This window comes from Enterobacter sp. ECC-219 (genome assembly GCF_043966805.1).
Lineage (GTDB): Bacteria > Pseudomonadota > Gammaproteobacteria > Enterobacterales > Enterobacteriaceae > Enterobacter > Enterobacter cloacae_N.
The window spans coordinates 207,370-227,106 of sequence record NZ_CP143680.1 but is presented as its reverse complement, the minus strand read 5'-3'; the positions used below and the strand labels follow the sequence as shown (position 1 = coordinate 227,106).

Here is a 19,737-nt window from a genome sequence, read left to right as displayed (position 1 = left end):
GTCAGCATGAAAAAAAATCGCGCTTTTCTGAAATGGGCAGGGGGGAAATACCCCCTGCTCGATGATATTAAAAAGCACCTGCCAAAAGGCGAGTGTCTTATCGAGCCCTTCGTGGGCGCGGGATCGGTGTTCCTGAACACCGATTTTTCTCGTTATATCCTGGCGGATATCAACAGCGACCTTATCAGCCTCTATAACATTGTTAAGCTGCGTACCGATGAGTATGTGGATGAGGCGCGCAAGCTGTTTACGCCAGAGAACAACAACCCTGACGTCTACTACCAGTTCCGCGCGGAATTTAATCAGAGCCAGGATCCGTTCCGCCGCGCGCTGCTGTTCCTTTATCTCAACCGCCATGGTTACAACGGCCTGTGCCGGTATAACCTGCGCGGTGAATTTAACGTGCCGTTTGGTCGCTATAAGCGCCCGTATTTCCCGCAGGACGAGCTGTATCACTTTGCGGAAAAAGCGCAGAATGCAGAATTCCACTGCCTCTCCTATGAAGAGTGTATGGAGCTGGCAGGCGTAAATTCGGTGGTTTACTGCGATCCTCCTTACGCGCCGCTGTCTGCGACGGCGAACTTCACCGCCTACCACACCAACAGTTTCAGCCCGGCCGAACAGGCCCGTCTGGCGGAGATGGCGGAAAAGCTGGTCAGCAAAAGAATTCCGGTGTTAATTTCAAATCACGATACCCCTGATACGCGCGAATGGTACAAAGCCGCGAAGCATTTTCAGGTTAAGGTGCGGCGTAGCATTAGCAGCAACGGCGGCACACGTAAAAAGGTGGACGAACTCCTGGCTCTTTATCGCCCCTGAGCCGTTTTGCCCGCCGGTAAATACATTTCAAGGAGATGCGGATGAAACAGTTTTTGATTGCCCCCTCAATTCTGTCGGCCGATTTTGCCCGCCTGGGTGAAGACACGGCTAAAGCTCTCGCAGCTGGCGCAGATGTCGTCCATTTCGACGTTATGGATAACCACTACGTTCCCAATCTGACCATCGGTCCGATGGTGCTCAAGGCGCTGCGTAACTACGGCATTACCGCACCGATCGACGTTCACCTGATGGTGAAGCCTGTCGATCGCATCGTGCCAGATTTCGCCGCAGCGGGCGCCAGCATCATCACCTTCCATCCGGAAGCCTCCGAGCACGTTGACCGCACGCTGCAGCTGATCAAAGAGAACGGCTGTAAGGCGGGGCTGGTGTTTAACCCGGCTACGCCGCTGAGCTATCTGGACTACGTTATGGACAAGCTGGACGTGATTTTGCTGATGTCCGTTAACCCGGGCTTTGGCGGCCAGTCGTTCATCCCCCACACGCTGGATAAGCTGCGCGAAGTGCGCCGTCGCATTGACGAGTCAGGCTACGATATTCGTCTGGAAGTGGACGGCGGTGTGAAAGTGAATAACATTGGCGAAATTGCGGCAGCGGGCGCGGATATGTTCGTTGCAGGTTCGGCAATTTTCGACCAACCGGATTATAAAAAAGTTATTGATGAAATGCGCCGAGAGCTGGCGAAGGTAAGTCATGGATAAATTGCAGGCAATTCGGGGTGTGGCATTCGACCTCGACGGCACGCTGGTCGACAGCGCGCCGGGCTTAACGAGCGCCGTAGACCAGGCGTTGTACGCTCTTGAACTGCCCGTTGCGGGCGAAGATCGTGTTATTACGTGGATTGGCAACGGTGCCGATGTCCTGATGGAGCGCGCGTTAACATGGGCTCGTCAGGAACGCGCGTCGCAGCGTTCCGCGCAGGGTAAACCGAGCGTCGATCACGCCGATATCCCGCAGGATGAGCAGCTGCGTATTCTTCGCAAGCTGTTTGACCGCTTCTACGAAGAGACCGTCGAGGAGGGGAGCTTCCTGTTCCCGGACGTCCTGGAAACCTTGAGCGCGCTGCATGCCAAAGGGATCCCGCTGGGGCTGGTGACCAACAAGCCGACGCCGTTTGTTGCGCCGCTGCTGGAGGCGCTGGATATTGCGAAATACTTCTCCGTGATTGTAGGTGGGGATGACGTGCAGAACAAAAAGCCGCATCCGGAACCACTGTTGCTGGTGGCAGGAAAATTATCCTTAACGCCTGCGGAGCTGCTCTTTGTCGGGGATTCACGTAATGATATTCTGGCTGCCCGAGCGGCTGGGTGTCCTTCCGTCGGATTAACCTATGGCTACAACTACGGTGAAGCCATCACGCTGAGTGAGCCGGACGTTGTGTTCGACCACTTCAAAGATTTGTTGCCCGCACTCGGGCTTTCGCACAGTGAACATCAGGAATTGAATAATGACTAAGCCCATCGTTTTTAGTGGCGCACAGCCTTCAGGTGAATTGACCATTGGTAACTACATGGGTGCGTTACGTCAGTGGGTCAGCATGCAGGATGACTACCATTGCATTTACTGCATCGTCGATCTCCATGCGATTACCGCCCGTCAGGATCCTGAGAAGCTGCGCAAAGCCACCCTGGACACCCTGGCGCTGTACCTGGCCTGCGGTATCGACCCAGAGAAGAGCACCATTTTCGTTCAGTCTCACGTGCCGGAGCACGCACAGCTGGGCTGGGCGCTGAACTGCTACACCTATTTCGGCGAGCTGAGCCGTATGACTCAGTTCAAGGATAAATCCGCGCGCTACTCTGAAAACATCAACGCCGGCCTGTTCGACTATCCGGTGCTGATGGCGGCTGACATCCTGCTGTATCAGACCAACCAGGTGCCGGTGGGTGAAGACCAGAAGCAGCACCTGGAGCTGAGCCGCGATATCGCCCAGCGCTTTAACGCGCTTTATGGCGACGTGTTTAAAGTGCCAGAGCCGTTTATTCCGAAATCCGGCGCGCGCGTCATGTCGCTGCTGGAGCCGACCAAGAAGATGTCCAAGTCTGACGATAACCGCAACAACGTTATCGGCCTGCTGGAAGATCCGAAATCGGTCGTCAAAAAGCTCAAGCGCGCGGTCACCGATTCCGACGAGCCGCCAGTAGTGCGCTACGACGTGCAGAACAAAGCGGGCGTCTCCAACCTGCTGGATATCCTCTCCGGCGTGACCGGGCAGAGCATTCCTGAGCTGGAACAGCACTTCGAAGGCAAGATGTATGGCCACCTGAAAGGTGAAGTGGCAGAAGCCGTTTCCGGCATGCTGACCGAACTGCAGGAGCGTTATCACCGCTACCGCAACGATGAAGCTTTCCTGCAGAAGGTGATGAAAGATGGCGCGGAAAAAGCCAGCGCGCGCGCGTCCGAAACCCTGAAAGCGGTGTATCAAGCGATTGGGTTTGTGGGCAAACCTTAAGCCTGCTTTGCCGGGTGGCGCTAACGCTTACCCGGCCTACGGGATCGTGTAGGTCGGGTAAGGCGGAGACGCCACCCGACAAATACCATCTTGCTTCCGATCTCTGCGTTAGAGATTCGAGAACCAGTTCAGCTTATCGCGCAGTTCAACCACGCGACCCACCACAATCAGTGCCGGGCTTTCGACCTGCTGCGCCAGTTCACCGAGCTGCGTCAGTGCGCCATTCACCACGCGCTGCTTGATTGACGTACCGTTTTCCACCAGCGCAACGGGCATATCCGCCTCCATGCCGTGTTCCAGCAGTTTCGCCTGAATGGTGGCGGCCTGGTTTAGCCCCATGTAGAACACCAGCGTCTGCTTTTCAGCGGCCAGATTATGCCAGTCCAGCTCGCAGCCGGTTTTGAGGTGGCCCGTCACCAGACGCACGCTCTGGGCGTAATCACGATGGGTGAGCGGAATGCCAGAGTAGGCTGAACACCCGGACGCTGCCGTTATGCCCGGCACCACGGAGAATGGAATGCCGGCATTGCACAGGGTTTCCAGCTCCTCGCCGCCGCGACCAAAGATAAACGGATCGCCGCCCTTCAGGCGCACCACGCGCTTACCTTTCTGCGCTTCGCGCAGCAGGATCTGGTTAATCTCCTCCTGCGGCACGCAGTGGTAGCCTGCGCGCTTGCCGACGAAGACGCGGTCGGCGTCGCGACGCACCAGGTTCATGATGTCATCGGAGACAAGGCGGTCATAAACCACGATATCCGCCTGCTGGATCTGCTGAAGCCCTTTCAGCGTCAGCAGGCCCGCATCGCCCGGACCAGCCCCGACCAGCACCACTTCACCACGGTGATCCAGCGGCTCGCTCAGCAGCTGCTCGGTCGTCTCTTCCACCGCTTTCGCATCCTGATTGGCCAGCGACTGCGCCAGCCTGTCGTTCACAAAGAATTTTTCCCAGAAGCGACGGCGCTCGCCAACGGTCGAGAAGGTTTGCTTCACGCGGGAGCGAAGCTGCCCGGCGTAATGGGCTATCTGACCAAGGTGCTGCGGCAAAATAGCTTCCAGCTTTTCCCGCAGCAGGCGGGCAAGAACGGGCGAGCGTCCACCGGACGACACCGCAATCATCAGCGGTGAACGGTCGATAATCGACGGCATGATAAAGCTGGCCTCTTTCGGCGCATCCACCACGTTGCAGAAGATACGGCGCGCTTCGCAGGCGTCGCTGACGCGCTGGTTCACTTCATCGTCATCTGTCGCGGCAATGGTCAGCCAGCAGGTATCCAGCAGGGACTCATCAAACTCTCCCTGCACCAGCGTGAGCATCCCTTCCTGAGCCCAGACGTCAAACTGCGGGGCGAAAGTAAGGGCATTGACGGTCAGTCGGGCTCCGGCTTCCAGCAGCAGGCGCGCTTTGCGTTCAGCCACATCGCCGCCGCCCACAAGCAGGCAGTCGCGATGGCGTAATTGACAGAAAATCGGCAGGTGGTCCACGACATTACCTCACAGCATTCAAGGAGGGGGTAAGAATTGACGTCAGGATAACAGCAGGAATCGTACAGAACATACGGTTTTTCCTGCCGTTACCCATAAGGGGTCATAAGCCTTTCCTATTGAAAAGGCGGAGGGTTACGCCTTGAGCTGCACCTTGCCGTCCTTAACGCGGACGTCGTAGTGCTTCACGGAGAAGCTTTCATCTTCCATGCAGTAACCATCGCTTAAACGGAAACGCTGCTTTTTCAGCGGGCTGGCGACCCACAGCTCACCCTGATGCTCGGCAATCAGTCCACGTGAGAGCACGCTGGCCTCGAAGAACGGGTCGATATTGCTGATGGCAAAGACCTGTTCATCGTGGCGAGGGCGGAAAATGGCGACCTGCTCGTTGCCCAGCAGCGCACACACGCCGGTGGCGGGCAGAATGTCGTTAATCTCGCAGATGTTTACCCACTGGCTCATGCGTTTTCCTCCACCAGCGTCACCGGAATACGTTCATACGGTGTCGCCGGACGATGCTGTTCACGCTCCGGTACAACCTGTACGTTCGGGTCGCGCTGGGTGCTGTTGATAAAGTGTTTGAAGCGCGTCTGCGCCGCCGGGGTGTTGACGGTTTCGGTCCACTCGCAGATCACCGCCTCGCGCAGGCGAGCCATCTCGGCTTCCAGCTGTTCGTTCAGGCCCAGCTTGTCGTCGATGATGACGGACTTAAGGTAGTCGATACCGCCTTCCAGGTTATCCAGCCAGGAAGCGGTACGGGTCAGCTTATCGGCGGTACGAATGTAGAACATCATAAAGCGATCGAGATACTGGATCAGCGTATCGCGATCGAGATCCGCCGCCAGCAGGTCCGCGTGGCGTGGTTTCATCCCGCCGTTGCCGCACACGTACAGGTTCCAGCCTTTCTCGGTGGCGATGATCCCCACGTCTTTACCCTGCGCTTCCGCACATTCGCGGGTACAGCCGGAGACGCCGAACTTCATTTTGTGCGGGGTACGGATGCCTTTGTAGCGGTTTTCCAGCTCAACGCCGAAGCCCACGCTGTCGCCGACGCCGTAGCGGCACCAGGTGCTGCCCACGCAGGTTTTCGCCATTCGCAGCGCTTTGGCATACGCGTGGCCGGTTTCGAAGCCTGCTTCTATCAACTGACGCCAGATTTCCGGCAGATCATCCTTCTGCGCGCCAAACAGGCCGATACGCTGGGAGCCGGTGATTTTGGTGTACAGATTAAATTCACGGGCGATACGGCCCACGGCGACCAGACCTTCCGGGGTGATTTCGCCACCGGCGGAACGCGGAATGACGGAATAGGTACCGTCTTTCTGGATGTTCGCCAGGAAGTTATCGTTGGTGTCCTGCAGCGGCGTGTGTTCTGGTTTGAGCACGTACTCGTTCCAGCAGGACGCCAGCAGCGAGCCGACGGTCGGTTTACACACTTCACAGCCGTAGCCCTGGCCGTGCTTCGCCAGCAGTTCGTCGAAGGACTTAATGCCCTCCACGCGGATCAGGTGGTACAGCTCCTGGCGAGAATACGCGAAGTGCTCGCACAGGTTGTTGTTCACTTCGATGCCCTGTTTCGCCAGCTCGGCGTTCAGTACCTGAGTCACCAGCGGAATACAGCCGCCGCAGCCGGTACCGGCTTTGGTTTCGGCTTTCAGCGCCGCAACGGTGTGGCAGCCTTTGTTGATGGCGGAGATCAGCATGCCTTTAGTAACGTCGAAGCAGGAGCAAATCTGCGCGCTGTCCGGCAGTTTATCCACGCCGATAGACGGCTTGCCGCTGGAGGCGTGAGCCGGGAGGATCAGCGCGTCCGGGTTTTCCGGCAGCTCAATGGCGTTCAGCACCAGCTGGAGCAGGTTACCGAAGTCGCTGGTATCGCCCACCAGCACCGCGCCGAGCAAGGTTTTGTTGTCCTGGCTGACGATGAGACGCTTGTAGACCTCTTTGCTTTCGTCGAGGTAAACGTAGCTGCGGGAGTTCGGGGTGCGGCCGTGCGCATCGCCGATACCGCCCACGTCGACGCCCAGCAGCTTCAGCTTGGCGCTCATGTCTGCGCCGGTAAAGGCGTTTTCGCTGCCGAGGATATGATCCACGGCGACCTGGGCCATTTTGTACCCTGGCGCGACCAGACCGTATACGCGGTTGTTCCAGCTGGCGCATTCGCCGATGGCGTAGATATCCGGGTCGGAAGTCTGGCAGGCGTCGTTAATCATGATCCCGCCGCGCTGCGCTACCGCCAGACCGCACTGGGTTGCCAGCTTGTCGCGTGGGCGGATCCCGGTGGAGAAGACGATGAAGTCCACTTCCAGCTCGCTGCCGTCGGCAAAGCGCATGGTTTTACGCGCCTCTGTGCCTTCCTGCACGATCTCTTTGGTGTTCTTGCTGGTGTGAACCTTCACGCCCATGCTTTCAATTTTACGCTTAAGCTGGTCGCCACCCATGTGGTCCAGCTGTTCGGCCATCAGCATTGGCGCAAATTCGATAACGTGGGTTTCAACCCCGAGATTTTTGAGCGCGCCAGCCGCTTCCAGACCCAGCAGACCGCCGCCGACCACCGCGCCGCGTTTGCTTCGACGCGCGCAGGATTCGATGGCGTTGAGGTCCTCAATCGTGCGATAAACGAAGCAATCCTGAGTCTCCGAGCCTTTAATGGGTGGGATCCACGGATACGAGCCCGTCGCCATGATCAGCTTGTCGTAAAAAACCGTACGCCCGGCGCTGGAGTGGATCACTTTTTCCTGACGGTTAATGGTGATGGCGCGTTCGCCCACCAGCACTTTTACGCCATGCTTCTCGTAGAATCCTTCGCGCACCAGAGAGAGCTCTTCGGCGGTATGATGGGAGAAGTAGGAAGACAGGTGCACACGGTCGTACGCCTTGCGGGGTTCTTCACAGAACACGGTAATATCGAACTGCTCAGCATCGGCTTTATCAAGAAGATCCTCAATAAAGCGGTGGCCGACCATGCCGTTACCGATGATAGCGAGTCTGACTTTGCTCATTTTTGCCTCGATTTCTTTTCTATTACTGCCTACCTTAACGATTCAGCAGGGGCGCTTATTGATGTAAATCAAATACGTCTTCGCCTACTCCTTAGGGGGTATGCGGCTGATTTGTCAGGATTTTTATAAGTTATGGAAATCGCAGGCTTTTCGATGTCGTCGATTTTGTGTACAAAACAATGGCGGATTTTTAAACAAAAATACGCGTAAACAATGTTGCGTTTATCAGGGGATAGGAAATGTCTACAACACCGCTTTGGCTTGTTCAGAATGTTCGCTTACCCGGCCGGGAAGGACTGTGGCAGCTTGCCATTGAGAACGGCCAATTTGGTGACATCACCCCAATGGACGACACTCACGCCGAGAGTTATGAAGTGTTAAATGCGCGGGGTGGTCTGGCTATTCCGCCGTTTATTGAGCCGCATATCCATCTTGATACCACCCAGACGGCGGGCGAGCCGAACTGGAACCAGTCCGGCACGCTGTTTGAGGGCATTGAGCGTTGGGCCGAGCGCAAAGCGTTGCTCAGCCATGAAGATGTGAAAGCGCGTGCCTGGAAAACGCTGAAGTGGCAAATTGCCAACGGCATTCAGTTTGTGCGTACCCACGTTGATGTTTCCGACCCGACGCTCACCGCCCTGAAGGCGATGCTGGAGGTGAAGCAGGAGGTTGCCCCGTGGGTGACGCTGCAAATCGTCGCGTTCCCGCAGGAAGGTATTCTCTCTTACCCGAACGGCGCGGCGTTGCTGGAAGAGGCGCTAAAACTGGGGGCTGATGTGGTGGGGGCGATCCCACACTTCGAGTTCACCCGCGAGTACGGCGTGCAGTCGCTGCATATCGCTTTCGATCTGGCGAAGAAATATGACCGCCCGCTGGATATCCACTGCGATGAAATTGACGACGAACAGTCGCGTTTTGTCGAGACGGTGGCAGCGCTGGCCTATGAGGCCGGCATCGGCCCGCGGGTGACCGCCAGCCACACCACCGCCATGCACGCTTACAACGGCGCTTACACTTCGCGGCTTTTCCGCCTGCTGAAGATATCGGGGATTAACTTCGTGGCTAACCCGCTGGTGAATATCCACCTGCAGGGGCGTTTTGACGATTATCCGAAGCGCCGCGGCATCACCCGGGTGAAAGAGCTGCAGGAGGCAGGCATCAACGTCTGCTTCGGCCATGACGACGTCTTCGACCCGTGGTACCCGCTCGGCACCGGCAACATGTTGCAGGTGCTGCACATGGGGCTGCACGTGTGCCAGATGATGGGCTATCCGCAGATCGACAGCGGCCTTAATCTGATCACCCATAACAGCGCCCGTACTTTTGGCCTGAGCGACTATGGTATTGAGACGGGAAATCCAGCGAACCTGATTATTCTGCCTGCGGAGAGCGGGTTTGAAGCAGTGCGCTGCCAGGTGCCGGTGCGCTGGTCAATCCGTCAGGGGAGGGTGATTGCCACTACGCAACTGGCGCAGACGTGGATCCAGATGGATATCGGGGGAGAAGAGGTGAGCTTTGCCAGAAACAGCCCCTCTGCCGAGCGCAAAGGGGCGTAGGGATTAGTGAGACGCCGCTGTCGCGTTGTGCTGGCGGTGGCGGGTCACAAAGCCCAGAACGAAGCACATGATGAACACCACAGCATACAGACCGTTAGCGGTGTGCAGCGCCGCCAGCGGGCCGCTGTGGGCAACGATCGGGCCCGTCACCACGAAGGTGAGCATGGTGCCGATGGTGCCGCAGGTCAGCACGAAGTTGACCAGCTTCGGCGAGGCCACTTTGGTCTGCAGGGAGCCCAGGGTGATGATCGAGGTGTAAATCGCGCTGGAGAAGAAGCCCAGGGTCAGAATGAACCACGGCATATGCTCCGGTGAACCGTTGATGAACAGGTACATCAGCACGGTCGCCAGGCCTGCGAGCACGGTCAGAATGCGCTGCAGGTCGAAGAAGCGCAGGATGAAGCTAAACGCCCACATGCCGAACATGTAAGACATCCAGAAATCGCTCACCAGTTTACCCGCATCGTTCAGGCTCATGCCCAGGCCTTTGGCGTATTCCGGTACCCAGGAGATAAAGCCCAGCTGGCCCAGGATGTAGCACAGGGCGGCGATGGAGAGGAACAGCACGCCGATGCCCCATTTCTCTTTCGCGACGGGCTCTGCAGTAGTTTGCGCTTTCTTGCCCAGCACCGGGAACTCACAACCGAAGGTCAGGATAAAGATCGCCACGTAGACGAGGCCGATGCAGGCGTATACCCAGTACCACTCAATGCTGCGCGCCAGCAGAACGGCGGCGACCATCGGGAAAATCATTCCGGCCATGCTGAAGAAGGAGTCGGTAAACAGCAGGCGCGCGCCGCGCTGACGGCCTTCATACATATGGGTAATCAGGAACGTACCGATCGACATGGTGATCCCGCTAACCAGACCAAGCACGAACATGGCGGCGGAGAACAGTGCAATGCTGTGGCTCAGCATCAGGCCCGCCACGGCGGCGACCATCAGCACAAAGCCAAAGCGCAGCTGTGTTTTCAGTGGGACAATTTCCATCAGCCAGGCATTCAGGAAGATAGAGATCAGGATCCCCGCGTTGAGGAAGGTGAAGGTATTACTCATGCTGGAAACGGGCAGCTGGAAGTAGTCTGCGATATTTCCCATCACCATCCCGGTGACGATCACCAACGCGCCGGTAAGGGCGTAGGAGAAAAAGCTGATCCATGTGAGCTTGATGCGATTGCTGTTAGTCATGTCTGGCCTGTTCAGAAAAAGAAAAGCGCCGAAGGGGCGCTGAGAGCGGGCAGATTTTAGTCGCTAAAGTGATCCATTCCTATCTTTTAAGGGTAATGATTATGTCATTGCAGGTTTTAATGTGATCTAAATCACATTAAGTGACGGTCTAACCAATCGTTTGCGCAGTAATAATTGTTTCAATTTCGTAAAATTAGGTAAAAGGCTGGTCTACGTTCATACTGCTCTTTAGAATCAAGCCATTCGCTTTTTATACTGCGCTTTGTTAAGGAATTCTCATGCTCAAATCAACACTGGCGGCTGTCGCAGCTGTGTTTGCTCTTTCTGCCGTTTCCCCTGCTGCGCTGGCAGCAAATGGGGACCCTCACGTTCTGTTGACCACCTCTGCCGGGAACATTGAGCTGGAACTGAATAGCCAGAAAGCTCCGGTTTCTGTGAAAAACTTCCTCGACTACGTGAACAGTGGTTTCTACAACAACACCACCTTCCACCGCGTGATCCCTGGCTTCATGATTCAGGGCGGCGGCTTCAACGAGCAGATGCAGCAGAAACAGCCGAACCCGCCTATTAAAAACGAAGCGGACAATGGCCTGCTGAACAAGCGCGGCACTATCTCCATGGCGCGCACTGCGGATAAAGACAGCGCTACCAGCCAGTTCTTCCTGAACGTGGCGGATAACGCCTTCCTCGACCACGGCCAGCGCGACTTCGGCTATGCGGTCTTCGGTAAAATTGTGAAAGGGATGGACGTGGCGGACAAGATTTCGCAGGTACCGACTCATGACGTTGGCCCGTACCAGAATGTGCCGTCCAAACCTGTCGTGATCCTCTCCGCGAAAGTTCTGCCATAAGCCTCTTCGACACGGGCGATCCTCGCCCGTGCTGTGTCCCCTCCCTGCGAAAGCGCGTTTTGCTGCTTATACTTGTGGCAAACGGACTATTCAGGGAGGCGTTAAGTGAAAAAACTCACCGACAAGCAAAAATCCCGTCTCTGGGAGCAGCAGCGTAACGTCAATTTTCAGGCCAGTTGTCTCCTTGAAAAAGGTAATGGTCCTTCAGAGCCCGGCATTGAGACGCTGGAGCTTGGGCCTTCAGCGCCCGGGTTACCGCATCTGTGCCTTATTCACCGTCATCTGTATCACAGAGAGATGAGGCAGGCAGGCGAATTCCGTACCGACGATATTTTTAAGGGTGACATTCCCTTTTGCCATTTTGAGTACATCGAGAAGATGGGTAATGAGTTGATGGCGGCGCTGGAAAGCGAAAAGTATCTTGTGGGTCTGGAAAAAGCGGCGTTTGTTGACAAAGTGAGTCACTACTACTGTGAAATCAACATGCTGCATCCCTTTATCCGTGGTAATGGCATTGCGCAGCGCGTCTTCTTTGAACAGCTGGCTATCCATGCAGGTTACGCGCTGAGCTGGCGGGATATCGATCCCGAGCAGTGGGTAGCGGCGAACCGAAGCGGCGCCATGGGCGATTTGAGCGCACTGAGCGCTATCTTTGCCAAAGTAGTGAGCGAAGCGCGGGAATCTGAGTAGAATAGGGCGGCATTTTTTTCGGGAGCCGCCATGATTCTGCTGATAGATAACTACGATTCTTTCACCTGGAACCTTTACCAGTATTTTTGCGAACTGGGTGCAGAGGTGGTTGTCCGCCGCAACGACGAGCTCAGCCTGGCCGATATCGAGTCGCTGGCTCCGCAGAAAATCGTCATTTCGCCGGGGCCGTGTACGCCATCGGAATCGGGCATTTCTTTGGACGTTATTCAACACTATGCCGGCAGGCTGCCGATCCTGGGCGTCTGTCTGGGTCATCAGGCGATTGCCCAGGTATTTGGGGCTACCATCGTGCGTGCCGCAAAAGTGATGCACGGAAAAACCTCGCCGGTTACCCACACCGGCACGGGCGTATTCACAGGGCTTAATAACCCGTTAACCGTGACGCGCTACCATTCGCTGGTGATTGACCCGCCGACGCTACCCGACTGCTTTGACGTGACCGCCTGGAGCGATACCCAGGAGATCATGGGGATTCGCCACCGCGAGTGGGATCTCGAAGGCGTACAGTTCCACCCGGAAAGTATCCTCAGCGAGCAGGGGCATGCGCTGCTGGCAAATTTCCTTAATCGCTGAATATCTGTTGCCTTGCTGTGATTTTTTATGCATATTTTGTGATTATATTTTCACAATCAATGTGACATAAAATGGATGGGCATGACATGGCAACTGAACAACCAGCAATTACCCGCGCGACATTCGATGAAGTGATTCTGCCGATTTATGCACCGGCTGAGTTTATCCCGGTGAAGGGGAAGGGCAGCCGCGTCTGGGATCAGCAGGGCAAAGAGTATGTGGATTTCGCGGGCGGTATTGCGGTTACGGCGCTGGGTCACTGCCATCCTGCGCTGGTGGAGGCGCTGAAAACCCAGGGCGAAACCCTGTGGCACACCAGTAACGTGTTCACCAACGAACCGGCGCTGCGCCTGGGCCGTAAGATCATTGATGCCACCTTTGCCGAGCGCGTGCTGTTTATGAACTCCGGCACCGAGGCCAACGAAACCGCCTTCAAGCTGGCGCGCTACTACGCGACAACGCGTCACAGTCCTTACAAAACCAAAATCATCGCCTTCCATAACGCCTTCCACGGACGCTCTTTCTTTACCGTCTCCGTTGGCGGCCAGCCGAAGTATTCCGACGGCTTTGGCCCAAAACCGGCCGACATCGTCCACGTGCCGTTTAACGATCTGCACGCGGTGAAAGCGGTGATGGACGACCACACCTGCGCGGTAGTGGTGGAGCCGATTCAGGGTGAAGGCGGCGTGACGGCGGCGACCCCGGAGTTCCTGAAAGGGCTGCGCGCGCTGTGCGACGAACATCAGGCGCTGCTGGTGTTTGATGAGGTACAGTGCGGGATGGGGCGTACCGGAGACCTGTTTGCTTACATGCACTACGGCGTGACGCCGGATATTCTGACCAGCGCCAAAGCGCTCGGCGGTGGTTTCCCGGTGAGTGCGGTACTGACGACGCAGGAGATCGCCTCCGCGTTCCACGTCGGATCTCACGGCTCCACCTACGGCGGTAACCCGCTGGCGAGCGCCGTGGCGGGAGCCGCGTTCGACATCATCAACACGCCGGAAGTGCTGAACGGCGTTAGCGCGAAACGCGAGCTGTTTGTGAAACACCTGAAAAAGATTGATGAACAGTACGACGTGTTCAGCGAGATCCGCGGAATGGGGCTGTTGATTGGCGCCGAGCTGAAGCCGCAGTACAAAGGCCGCGCGCGCGATTTCCTTCACGCTGCCGCGCATGAAGGCGTCATGGTGCTCAACGCGGGGCCGGACGTGATGCGCTTTGCGCCGTCGCTGGTGGTGGAAGAAAAAGATATAGAAGACGGGTTAACCCGCTTTGCCGCGGCGGTCGCGAAGCTCGTTAAAGGCTAATACTCGGTTCGCTTTAACCGGCGCGTTAACCAAATCCCGTGATGCGGGCGCTGACGCCATGCCACCGACGAAATGGTGTGCATGGTGTTCAGATGTCCCAGCACACGCTGCAAATGCTGCTCCAGCGTGCTCATCGGCCCGTAGGTTAACGTCTCCGGCGCTTCCAGAATGTTTGAGTCGCCCGATTCGCCCGGCGCGTCATACTCCAGACGCTGCTGACACCTCTGCAACGCAATTTCACACGACTGCAAATAGCGCTGCGCCAGACCCGGCGTCAGCATCGTGTGCTCGCGCGCCAGCGTCGTCATGGCGTTGATATGCTCGACGATAAACTGGCTGTGCGTCACCCACAGCTTCATATCCGCCAGATAATGTGAATTAAAGCCCGGCTCCTGCATCGCCTGATTCAGCGAGTTAAAGAGGGCGTTATGCGCCTGGTTGACCTTCATACGTTCGTAGGCAAGCGGGGAAGGCTGCGGATCGTCGCTCAGGATCAGACGAATGGCCTGCTGATCGGCCTCCAGCGCGTCGTGGGCGTTTTGCCTCAGCAGCCCGCTCTGCCACTGTGGCCACAGCCAGACCATACCGCCAAAGGCGATCAGGCAGCCAATCAGCGTGTCGATCAGGCGGGCAACGATGAACTGTTCGCCGTTAAGCGTAAGCAGTTGCAGGGTATATACCGCCGTTACCGTAAAGCCCACCATCGCCCAGCCGTAGTTTTTGCGAATGATTAGATAGCTCACCAGGGTGATAGCCAGCATGCCCGCCAGGGTATAGCCCTCGGGCACGTGAAAGTGCAGCGTCACGCCTGCAATAATCAGCCCCGCCATCGTGCCGCCCGCCCGGTGCAGAATGCGCACCCGCGTGGCGCCATAGCCGTTCTGGGTGACAAACAGCACGGTCATTAAGATCCAGTAGGGTTTCGGCAGGTGCAGCGCCATGCCCATCAGGCTGGCGATACTGAGCATGACGCTAATTCGTGCGGCGTTGCGCAGGGCGGACGATTTAAGAGAAAGATAGCTTTTGAGCGCCGGCAGCAGCGGCAGACGTTTTTGTTTATCCGCCATCAGGTCGCGGGGATAAAGCGGTCGCTGGGTGCGCAGCACGCGGGCGATGCGGCTGAAGTGCCAGGCGGCAAACTGGCCGACCGGATTTTCCGGGTGCTGACGGGCAATTTTCTCCAGCGCGCCGAGCTGTTTGTCCATGTTAAAGCGCGTGGGGTAGCGGTGATAAAGTATATCGTCAGCCAGCACCCGCAGGCGCGCGGAGACGGTCTGCGCGTTCCAGCGAATCACCGCTTCGGCATGGCTGCGCTCAACCAGCTTTTGCACCTCCTGCGGGTGATGAAGGCTAACGGAGATATGCTCCTGAAGGTCCAGCCCCACCTGGAAGGTACGCAGCAGCCGTTTGTACTCGTGGTTCTTGTTTGCGGCGAGCATATGCAGCTGCTGATAGCACTGGCTTATCAAATCCACCACTTTTTGCTGGCGCGTCAGCAGCGGCGGTAAGGATTTTTCCGGATCGGTATGCTGGGTGAGCAGGGTGTATTTGGCTTCGCAGTAATCCGCAAGCTGCACGTAGAGCAGGCTCAGAGATTCTCGCAGCGGCTGCTCTCGCCATAGCCAGAACCAGAACCAGTTAAACAGCCCGTACCACAGCGTGCCGAGGGCGTAGATCAGCAGCGGCTCCCACACGGGCATATTCCCGGCGAGGCTCAGGGTAAAGATGGCCGCAATGAGTGACGCTGGAAGCAGGCGAGCGTGCAGCGAGCTGATTTCCGCCGTGACGCCGAGGGTCATCGCCAGCACGGTCAGGATCAGTGGCAGGGGAATATCGCGAGCCAGTAACAGCTGCACCGCGAGGCTACAGCCTGCAAACAGGCAGCCACCGATAATCAGGCGTTTGAAAAAGCGCTTATGCGGCGTGTCCAGACCGGCGATGTTGCAGCAGGCGGGCACGAGGGAAAACAGCAGGCCCTGCTGAAGATGACCTAGGAGCAGGCCCACGGCCACAGGAAGACACAACACCAGCGTTTGTCGCAGTGCGTAGTTAACTTCCGGGTGATAGATCAGCCTGCGCCACATGGGGAAAAGAGACAAAAACGGCGTGACACCTCGCGATGGCACGCCGTTTAAGCAGGATTAACGGGTTCCGTAAACCACGATGGTTTTACCGTGGGCGGAGATCAGGTTTTGATCTTCCAGCATTTTCAGAATACGGCCCACTGTTTCACGGGAGCAACCAACGATCTGACCAATTTCCTGACGGGTAATTTTAATTTGCATGCCGTCCGGGTGGGTCATAGCGTCTGGCTGTTTCGCCAGGTTCAGCAGGGTTTGCGCGATACGGCCGGTCACGTCCAGGAAGGCGAGGTTACCCACTTTCTCTGACGTCACCTGCAGACGGCGCGCCATCTGGGAAGAAAGACGCATCAGGATGTCAGGGTTTACCTGAATCAGCTGACGGAATTTCTTGTAAGAAATTTCAGCCACTTCACATGCTGTCTTTGCACGAACCCAGGCGCTACGTTCCTGGCCTTCTTCAAACAGGCCCAGTTCACCGATAAAATCGCCCTGGTTCAGATAAGAAAGGATCATCTCTTTCCCTTCCTCATCTTTGATCAGCACTGCCACCGAGCCTTTGACGATGTAATACAACGTTTCCGCTTTTTCACCCTGGTGAATCAGCGTGCTCTTCGATGGGTACTTATGAATGTGGCAATGAGACAAGAACCATTCGAGAGTCGGGTCTGTTTGCGGTTTGCCAAGCACCATGCGCTGTTATCCTCTGTTATAAGCTGTCACCAGAGTCATCAGATGCATCCGGACTCTGGGGTTGCAATCGAATTCTTACCCATACCCTGGGAAGTCGGCTGTCGTAACGTTTCGCAGCCAGTAAAGTTTGATGTCCTCTGCATACATGTGTAACGTCAATGTATTACTGTAGCATCCTGAGTGTTTTAGCATAGCTTTCGCCGCGTGTCTCCTGGTGTCTCGCTTCAGCATGATGCAGGTCGCCTTCCATTGCGAGAAATGTAACGCACGCGTAATCTGTCACCAAAAATGCAACGTTGGAGTTAATGAATATGCAAGCGCGCGTGAAGTGGGTTGAAGGTTTAACGTTCCTGGGGGAGTCCGCGTCAGGACACCAGATTTTGATGGATGGTAACTCCGGCGATAAAGCGCCGAGCCCAATGGAAATGGTGCTGATGGCGGCAGGTGGATGCAGCGCGATTGACGTGGTGTCGATTCTGCAAAAAGGTCGTCATGACGTAACGGATTGCGAGGTTAAACTCACCTCAGAACGTCGCGAAGAGGCGCCACGCCTGTTCACCCACATTAATCTGCACTTTGTTGTCACCGGGAAAGCGCTGAAAGACGCGGCGGTTTCACGCGCGGTGGACCTGTCTGCGGAGAAGTACTGCTCTGTGGCGCTAATGCTGGAGAAAGCGGTAAAAATTACGCATTCGTATGAAGTGATTGAGGTGTGATTCACGGGGCATCGTGCGTGTTGATGCCCTCACCCTAACCCTCTCCCACGGGGAGAGGGAACATCTTTACGCGATCTGCTTCCCTTCCATCAACCGCTGAACCAGCGGCGTCATGATGAGCTCCATTGCCAGCCCCATTTTTCCACCCGGCACCACTAACGTATTCATGTGCGAAATAAACGAGCCCTGCAGCATCGCCAGCAGCCAGGGGTAATCAATGCCTTCAAGATTGCGGAAGTGGATCACCACAAAGCTCTCGTCCAGCGACGGGATGCTTTTCGCCGCGAACGGATTGGAGGTGTCCACCGTCGGCACGCGCTGGAAGTTAATGTGGGTGCGGGAGAACTGTGGCGTGAGGTAATTGATGTAGTCTTCCATGGAGCGCACCACGGAGTCCATCACCGCCTCGCGCGAATGGCCGCGCTCGCTCATGTCACGCGTTAGCTTCTGGATCCACTCCAGGTTAACGATAGGGACCACCCCGACCAGCAGATCCACGTGGCGCGCCACGTCGTGCTGAGGCGTAACCACGCCGCCGTGCAATCCTTCATAAAATAATACATCGGTGGGTTCCGGCAGCGGTTGCCAGGGGGTAAAGGTGCCTGGTACCTGGTTCCAGGGTACGGCTTCATCGTAGGTGTGAAGATACTTTCGGGACTGCCCGGTACCGCTCTGCCCGTATTCGCGGAAGGTTTGCTCCAGCAGACCGAAATCATTGGCTTCCGGGCCGAAGTAGCTGATGTGTTTACCCAGATCGCGCGCCTTGCGGATCGCCATGTCCATCTCCGGACGCGTATAGCGGTGAAAGCTGTCGCCTTCGACCTCCGCCGAACGGAGATTCAGCTGGGCGAAAATCTTGCGAAAAGCGAGGCTGGTGGTGGTGGTTCCCGCACCACTCGACCCCGTAACGGCAATAATGGGATGTCTGGCAGACATAGCAACTCCCTGACTGAAAAGGTTGGAAGATCAGCCGTGAAACGCGTTGCGGGGCATGATATTGACCGTCTCATGCAGTTCTGACCACACCAGCACCACGTCGCCGCTTTTCAGCTGGCGTTTAACATCGTTGACCTTTTGCTCAAGCGAACGCTCATGTTCACCATAATCGGTGCCTTCGCGTAATACAAAGCTTTCAATCAGATTATCGAGCGTTTCGGGAGCCAGATCTTGCCAGGGAATGATCATTTTGCACCGTCCAGGTAAGGAGTAAGCCAGTCAGGAATACGCGCCTCCAGCCACATTTTCGGGCGGCGCAGCGTGCCGCCGATAAACCCAACGTGGCCGCCATGTTCAGTTAACTGATAGTGAACGTTGTCGGGCAGGAATTCCTGCGCGGGGATCGAGTGGTGATCCATAAACGGGTCATCCTTGGCGTGAATGATCAGCGTCGGCTGCGTGATTTTGCTGAGCAGCGGCATGGCGCTGCACTGACGATAATAGTCAATTGCATCGGCGAAGCCGTGGATTTTCGCAGTGATCAGATCGTCGAACTCGCGAATACGACGCACCTTTTTCAACTGGCGCAGGCTTACCGGCAGGGTATCCGGGTAGGCCTTGAGCTTACGCGCCGCGTTGGCCTTCAGCAGGTTAAGCAGGTAGCGCTGATAGACGCGGGAAAAGCCTTTATCCATATGGTAGCTGCACTGCTCCAGCATAAACGGCGCGGAAACAATCACTGCAGCATTCAGCGGTACGCTGTCGCCCTCTTTGGCCAGCAGGCAGGCGAGCATATTTCCACCCAGCGAATAGCCCACGGCGGCCGTTGGCACGGTGCCAAAGTTGTCCCGCAGCCAGTGTAAGAACCACGTTCCGTCTTCGGTTTCACCCGAGTGATAAATGCGTTTCTGCCGGTTCGGCTCGCCGCTACAGCCGCGAAAATGCATCACCACGCCGAGCCAGCCGCGCGCTTTTGCCGCCTCAATTAACCCATGTGCATACGGGCTGTGCAGGCTCCCCTCGAGACCGTGAAAGACTACCAGCCGCGGCTTATGACGCGCCTGTTCCGGCGCTTCGCTCCAGGCGAGATCCAGAAAATCACCGTCTGGCAGGTCAAGCCGCTGCCAGTGCGGAGTGAACTGAACCTTGCGGCGGATCAGCCGCGGCAGCATGGTCTGCAAATGGGGATTGGCCACGCCGCGCAGGGGCACGAACTCGGTGCTGTCTTCGGCCGCAATGTCGAAGTCTGAAGGAATGATTTGGGTCATAAGCGCGATGCTGATTCTTGTCGGAAATTTACGATACTTTCCGAATTGTACCCCGTTTAGCCTGGATTTCCGAACCAGGAACTG

General features: G+C 56.6%; 19 protein-coding genes. 10 read left to right on the top strand and 9 right to left on the bottom strand.

The window, feature by feature from the left end:
* Positions 1 to 6 precede the first annotated feature (6 nt).
* Genes dam through trpS form a run of 4 tightly spaced genes read left to right on the top strand, consistent with a single transcriptional unit; the run spans position 7 to position 3,289 of the window.
* Positions 7 to 819: an adenine-specific DNA-methyltransferase gene (gene dam / locus V1603_RS01220; RefSeq protein ID WP_116342690.1), complete on the top strand. Its 813-nt coding sequence runs from the start codon at positions 7 to 9 to the stop codon at positions 817 to 819.
* 41 nt (positions 820 to 860) lie between these two features.
* Positions 861 to 1,538 (top strand): ribulose-phosphate 3-epimerase, encoded by a 678-nt coding sequence (gene rpe / locus V1603_RS01215; protein ID WP_024907923.1) that lies wholly within the window; start codon positions 861 to 863, stop codon positions 1,536 to 1,538.
* Positions 1,531 to 2,292, top strand: coding sequence for a phosphoglycolate phosphatase (gene gph / locus V1603_RS01210; RefSeq protein ID WP_116342688.1), 762 nt, complete (start codon positions 1,531 to 1,533; stop codon positions 2,290 to 2,292). Before rpe ends, gph begins: the two co-directional genes overlap by 8 nt.
* Entirely contained in the window at positions 2,285 to 3,289 is a 1,005-nt protein-coding gene (trpS, locus tag V1603_RS01205) for a tryptophan--tRNA ligase (RefSeq protein WP_116342686.1), read from the top strand. Before gph ends, trpS begins: the two co-directional genes overlap by 8 nt.
* A gap of 108 nt (positions 3,290 to 3,397) precedes the next feature.
* Here trpS and cysG read toward each other — a convergent pair whose 3' ends face one another.
* The 3 genes from cysG to nirB all read right to left on the bottom strand — a co-directional run bounded on the left by cysG (position 3,398) and on the right by nirB (position 7,773).
* The gene (cysG, locus tag V1603_RS01200) at positions 3,398 to 4,771 is read right to left on the bottom strand and encodes a siroheme synthase CysG (protein ID WP_116342684.1); all 1,374 of its coding nucleotides are present in this window, start codon (positions 4,769 to 4,771) and stop codon (positions 3,398 to 3,400) included.
* Positions 4,772 to 4,906: 135 nt separating this feature from the next.
* Entirely contained in the window at positions 4,907 to 5,233 is a 327-nt protein-coding gene (gene nirD, locus V1603_RS01195) for a nitrite reductase small subunit NirD (RefSeq protein WP_116342682.1), read from the bottom strand.
* Positions 5,230 to 7,773, bottom strand: a complete 2,544-nt coding sequence (gene nirB, locus V1603_RS01190) for a nitrite reductase large subunit NirB (RefSeq protein WP_116342680.1) — start codon at positions 7,771 to 7,773, stop codon at positions 5,230 to 5,232. The genes nirD and nirB overlap by 4 nt, the downstream gene beginning before the upstream one ends.
* 239 nt (positions 7,774 to 8,012) lie before the next feature.
* Between nirB and V1603_RS01185 the strand changes: the two genes are divergently transcribed.
* Positions 8,013 to 9,329: a cytosine deaminase gene (locus V1603_RS01185; RefSeq protein WP_395313397.1), complete on the top strand. Its 1,317-nt coding sequence runs from the start codon at positions 8,013 to 8,015 to the stop codon at positions 9,327 to 9,329.
* Positions 9,330 to 9,332: 3 nt separating this feature from the next.
* Here V1603_RS01185 and tsgA read toward each other — a convergent pair whose 3' ends face one another.
* On the bottom strand, positions 9,333 to 10,517 hold the full coding sequence (gene tsgA, locus V1603_RS01180) for an MFS transporter TsgA (RefSeq protein WP_166712511.1): 1,185 nt from the start codon (positions 10,515 to 10,517) through the stop codon (positions 9,333 to 9,335).
* Between the two features lie 278 nt (positions 10,518 to 10,795).
* Here tsgA and ppiA point away from each other — a divergent pair, with 278 nt between their 5' ends.
* The 4 genes from ppiA to V1603_RS01160 all read left to right on the top strand — a co-directional run bounded on the left by ppiA (position 10,796) and on the right by V1603_RS01160 (position 13,959).
* Entirely contained in the window at positions 10,796 to 11,368 is a 573-nt protein-coding gene (gene ppiA / locus V1603_RS01175; protein WP_116342674.1) for a peptidylprolyl isomerase A, read from the top strand.
* Between the two features lie 105 nt (positions 11,369 to 11,473).
* Positions 11,474 to 12,058: a putative adenosine monophosphate-protein transferase Fic gene (locus V1603_RS01170; RefSeq protein WP_116342672.1), complete on the top strand. Its 585-nt coding sequence runs from the start codon at positions 11,474 to 11,476 to the stop codon at positions 12,056 to 12,058.
* A gap of 30 nt (positions 12,059 to 12,088) precedes the next feature.
* Positions 12,089 to 12,652 carry an aminodeoxychorismate synthase component 2 gene (gene pabA / locus V1603_RS01165; RefSeq protein ID WP_116342670.1) on the top strand — a complete coding sequence of 188 codons (564 nt, stop codon included), beginning with the start codon at positions 12,089 to 12,091 and terminating at the stop codon, positions 12,650 to 12,652.
* Between the two features lie 86 nt (positions 12,653 to 12,738).
* Entirely contained in the window at positions 12,739 to 13,959 is a 1,221-nt protein-coding gene (locus V1603_RS01160; protein WP_233003211.1) for an aspartate aminotransferase family protein, read from the top strand.
* Here the strand turns inward: V1603_RS01160 and V1603_RS01155 are convergent.
* A complete protein-coding gene (locus V1603_RS01155; protein WP_395313961.1) occupies positions 13,956 to 16,043 on the bottom strand; it encodes a YccS/YhfK family putative transporter in 2,088 nt (695 codons plus the stop codon). The genes V1603_RS01160 and V1603_RS01155 overlap by 4 nt on opposite strands.
* A 57-nt stretch (positions 16,044 to 16,100) precedes the next feature.
* Positions 16,101 to 16,733 carry a cAMP-activated global transcriptional regulator CRP gene (gene crp / locus V1603_RS01150; RefSeq protein WP_000242758.1) on the bottom strand — a complete coding sequence of 211 codons (633 nt, stop codon included), beginning with the start codon at positions 16,731 to 16,733 and terminating at the stop codon, positions 16,101 to 16,103.
* A gap of 311 nt (positions 16,734 to 17,044) precedes the next feature.
* On the opposite strand from crp, the gene V1603_RS01145 reads away from it, so the two are divergent.
* Entirely contained in the window at positions 17,045 to 17,449 is a 405-nt protein-coding gene (locus tag V1603_RS01145) for an OsmC family protein (RefSeq protein WP_116342663.1), read from the top strand.
* A 66-nt stretch (positions 17,450 to 17,515) separates the two neighbouring features.
* Here the strand turns inward: V1603_RS01145 and V1603_RS01140 are convergent, their stop codons facing one another.
* Genes V1603_RS01140 through V1603_RS01130 form a run of 3 tightly spaced genes read right to left on the bottom strand, consistent with a single transcriptional unit; the run spans position 17,516 to position 19,653 of the window.
* Positions 17,516 to 18,385 (bottom strand): phosphoribulokinase, encoded by an 870-nt coding sequence (locus tag V1603_RS01140; RefSeq protein WP_116342661.1) that lies wholly within the window; start codon positions 18,383 to 18,385, stop codon positions 17,516 to 17,518.
* A 30-nt stretch (positions 18,386 to 18,415) separates the two neighbouring features.
* Positions 18,416 to 18,634 (bottom strand): YheU family protein, encoded by a 219-nt coding sequence (locus tag V1603_RS01135; RefSeq protein WP_013099053.1) that lies wholly within the window; start codon positions 18,632 to 18,634, stop codon positions 18,416 to 18,418.
* Positions 18,631 to 19,653 carry a hydrolase gene (locus tag V1603_RS01130; RefSeq protein WP_302221003.1) on the bottom strand — a complete coding sequence of 341 codons (1,023 nt, stop codon included), beginning with the start codon at positions 19,651 to 19,653 and terminating at the stop codon, positions 18,631 to 18,633. Before V1603_RS01130 ends, V1603_RS01135 begins: the two co-directional genes overlap by 4 nt.
* Between the last annotated feature and the right edge of the window lie 84 nt (positions 19,654 to 19,737).

Excerpts from the sequence above, each read along its gene's own strand:
- dam (WP_116342690.1), top strand. The coding sequence starts at position 7 with ATGAAAAAAAATCGCGCTTTTCTGAAATGGGCAGGGGGGAAATACCCC.
- rpe (WP_024907923.1), top strand. The coding sequence starts at position 861 with ATGAAACAGTTTTTGATTGCCCCCTCAATTCTGTCGGCCGATTTTGCC.
- gph (WP_116342688.1), top strand. The coding sequence starts at position 1,531 with ATGGATAAATTGCAGGCAATTCGGGGTGTGGCATTCGACCTCGACGGC.
- trpS (WP_116342686.1), top strand. The coding sequence starts at position 2,285 with ATGACTAAGCCCATCGTTTTTAGTGGCGCACAGCCTTCAGGTGAATTG.
- nirD (WP_116342682.1), bottom strand. The coding sequence starts at position 5,233 with ATGAGCCAGTGGGTAAACATCTGCGAGATTAACGACATTCTGCCCGCC.
- nirB (WP_116342680.1), bottom strand. The coding sequence starts at position 7,773 with ATGAGCAAAGTCAGACTCGCTATCATCGGTAACGGCATGGTCGGCCAC.
- V1603_RS01185 (WP_395313397.1), top strand. The coding sequence starts at position 8,013 with ATGTCTACAACACCGCTTTGGCTTGTTCAGAATGTTCGCTTACCCGGC.
- tsgA (WP_166712511.1), bottom strand. The coding sequence starts at position 10,517 with ATGACTAACAGCAATCGCATCAAGCTCACATGGATCAGCTTTTTCTCC.
- ppiA (WP_116342674.1), top strand. The coding sequence starts at position 10,796 with ATGCTCAAATCAACACTGGCGGCTGTCGCAGCTGTGTTTGCTCTTTCT.
- pabA (WP_116342670.1), top strand. The coding sequence starts at position 12,089 with ATGATTCTGCTGATAGATAACTACGATTCTTTCACCTGGAACCTTTAC.
- V1603_RS01160 (WP_233003211.1), top strand. The coding sequence starts at position 12,739 with ATGGCAACTGAACAACCAGCAATTACCCGCGCGACATTCGATGAAGTG.
- V1603_RS01155 (WP_395313961.1), bottom strand. The coding sequence starts at position 16,043 with ATGTGGCGCAGGCTGATCTATCACCCGGAAGTTAACTACGCACTGCGA.
- crp (WP_000242758.1), bottom strand. The coding sequence starts at position 16,733 with ATGGTGCTTGGCAAACCGCAAACAGACCCGACTCTCGAATGGTTCTTG.
- V1603_RS01145 (WP_116342663.1), top strand. The coding sequence starts at position 17,045 with ATGCAAGCGCGCGTGAAGTGGGTTGAAGGTTTAACGTTCCTGGGGGAG.
- V1603_RS01140 (WP_116342661.1), bottom strand. The coding sequence starts at position 18,385 with ATGTCTGCCAGACATCCCATTATTGCCGTTACGGGGTCGAGTGGTGCG.
- V1603_RS01135 (WP_013099053.1), bottom strand. The coding sequence starts at position 18,634 with ATGATCATTCCCTGGCAAGATCTGGCTCCCGAAACGCTCGATAATCTG.
- V1603_RS01130 (WP_302221003.1), bottom strand. The coding sequence starts at position 19,653 with ATGACCCAAATCATTCCTTCAGACTTCGACATTGCGGCCGAAGACAGC.